Source organism: Streptomyces sp. SID5785, assembly GCF_009870065.1.
Taxonomy (GTDB): Bacteria; Actinomycetota; Actinomycetes; order Streptomycetales; family Streptomycetaceae; genus Streptomyces.
In genome coordinates, this window is sequence record NZ_WWIA01000144.1 from 1 (window position 1) to 2,035 (window position 2,035).

Here is a 2,035-nt window from a genome sequence, read left to right on the forward strand (position 1 = left end):
GCCGTTGAACTTGTTGTGGTCGCCGACCGTCGGACCCGACGACGTGTGCTGCCACATCGTGTGGAACGACCAGCCGGCCGGGAGCGCACCCACGCTGGACGCGTAGCGGGCGACCCACAGGGGGTTGGTGGAGCCGAAGCCCCGGTAGTTGCCGGTGCACTGCTTCCACCAGGTGGTGGAGGTGTAGATGACGGCGTCGCGGCCGGTGCGGGCCTTGTACCGCTTGAGGAAGTCACGGATCCAGCTGACGAGCTGGCCCGACGACTTGCCGTAACAGCTCGATCCGTAGGGGTTGTACTCGATGTCGAGCACACCCGGCAGCGTCTTCCCGTCGCGCGACCAGCCGCCGCCGTGGTCGACGAAGTAGTTGGCCTGCGCGGTGCCGCTCGCCGTGTTCGGCGTCGCGAAGTGGTAGGCGCCGCGGATCATGCCCACGTTGTACGAACCGCGGTACTGCTGCGCGAAGTAGGGGTTGCGGTACGACTTCCCCTCGGTGGCCTTCACGTAGGCCCACTTCACGCCGCTCTTCCAGAGGGTCGACCAGGCGACGTTGCGCTGGTGGCTGGAGACGTCGACGCCCTTGGTCTGGGCGACACGTGTCTCGACGGGGTATCCCTGGACGCCCTCGTGGTCGAGGACGCCCTCGCCCATGTAGGCGGTGCCCGGGACGGGGGGCCCGCCGGTGTCGTCCGCGGAGGCGAACCCGGTGGGCAGGGTCAGGAGCAGGACCTGGGAGGTGAGCAGGGCACCTGAGACGACTATGCGGCGCGTGCGCCCGGACGTTGCTGCGTGTGCGGTGTGCATGGGGCCATCTGACCGCCCGTCACCCCGGTCCGCATCCCGCGTTGGGCCAGACGGCGTCGCGGGCCCGTGCCACCCACCGGTGAAGGCGCTCGTGCCCGGACCGGTGCGGGATCGCGGGCGCGTCGAACTACTCTTCGGCTCATGGCCCTGGACCCCGAAGAGTTCTACGCGCACGCCCTCGCCGCGGCGGATGCCGAGCAGCGTCTCCCGCTCGCCCGTATGACCGGCTGGGACATCAGTCCGTTCCCTCAGGACGGCCTGCGGGTCTCCCCGCTGCGGCCGCCGGTGCTGCCCGAGCCGCCGCGGCACGGCGAGGACCCGGCGGACTGCGCGTCGTGCCGCGCCCGCGACGAGGGCATCTGGTTCGACGACCACTGGCGGCTGACCCGGATCCCGCGGGCCGGTGTCCCGTTGATCCTCATGCTGCACCCGCTCGACCACCACGACATGGCCGATCTGCCCGACGAACGGGCCGCAGACATGGGCGTGTTGACGGCCCATCTGACCCGTCACGTCCAGGCGGTGCCGCACATCTCCCGCGCCCACGTGTACCGCATCGGGGACGGCGGCGCCCATCTGCACCTCTGGTTCTTCGCGCGGCCCGAGGGGCAGGCGCAGCTCTACGGATCCTGGCTGCCGGTCTGGGACGATCTGCTGCCCGAGTACCCGGACGACGTGGCGGCGGCCGACGCCGAGCGCGTGGCGGACGCGCTGGTGGCCTCCTACGGCGGGCGCCGCACACCGCGGGCCGCCTGAAGCACACCGCGCGGCAGCACTCCGGCGCCGGGCCGGTCGGGCACGGAACGCCACCCGTGCCCGACCGGCCCTCCCCGGTCATCCCAACTTCGGCTCGATCCGGAAGAGTTCGCCGCCCACCTGGCCGACCAGTCCGTCACCGACGCGCATCAGCTCGGGAGCGATTCCGCCCTGCACCGGCCCCCGGGGCAGGGTGACCTGCCCGCGCCAGCGGACGGCCCCGCTGTCGAGATCGAGGCCCACGAGGTGACCGGAGGGGGCGAGGAAGTACGCGACCCGGTGCGTGAGGTCGACCGCGGCGGCCGACATCAGTTCCGCCATCCTCGTGTCGCGCGCGTCCTCCCGCAGTTTCAGACCGTGTGCCTGCGACCACAGGAGCCGGCCGTCGTCGGCCGCACGGGCCACCACATGCCCCTTACCGTCGCTGCCCAGGATCTTCCCGTCGGCGACCACGCCGGACGGCAGGTCCGCCACG

At 71.7% G+C, this 2,035-nt stretch carries 3 protein-coding genes; 1 reads left to right on the forward strand and 2 read right to left on the reverse strand.

What is annotated here, in order from left to right:
- On the reverse strand, positions 1–804 hold an 804-nt coding region (locus tag GTW43_RS04670; RefSeq protein ID WP_161300342.1), incomplete at its 3' end, for a lysozyme.
- A gap of 141 nt (positions 805–945) precedes the next feature.
- On the opposite strand from GTW43_RS04670, the gene GTW43_RS04675 reads away from it, so the two are divergent.
- Positions 946–1,560, forward strand: coding sequence for a hypothetical protein (locus GTW43_RS04675; protein WP_161300343.1), 615 nt, complete (start codon positions 946–948; stop codon positions 1,558–1,560).
- A gap of 78 nt (positions 1,561–1,638) precedes the next feature.
- On the opposite strand, the gene GTW43_RS04680 is transcribed toward GTW43_RS04675, so the two are convergent.
- On the reverse strand, positions 1,639–2,035 hold a 397-nt coding region (locus GTW43_RS04680), incomplete at its 5' end, for a PQQ-binding-like beta-propeller repeat protein (RefSeq protein ID WP_161300344.1).

What these genes read in the sequence shown, in the direction of transcription:
- GTW43_RS04675 (WP_161300343.1), top strand. Translation starts at nt 946, where the DNA reads ATGGCCCTGGACCCCGAAGAGTTCTACGCGCACGCCCTCGCCGCGGCG.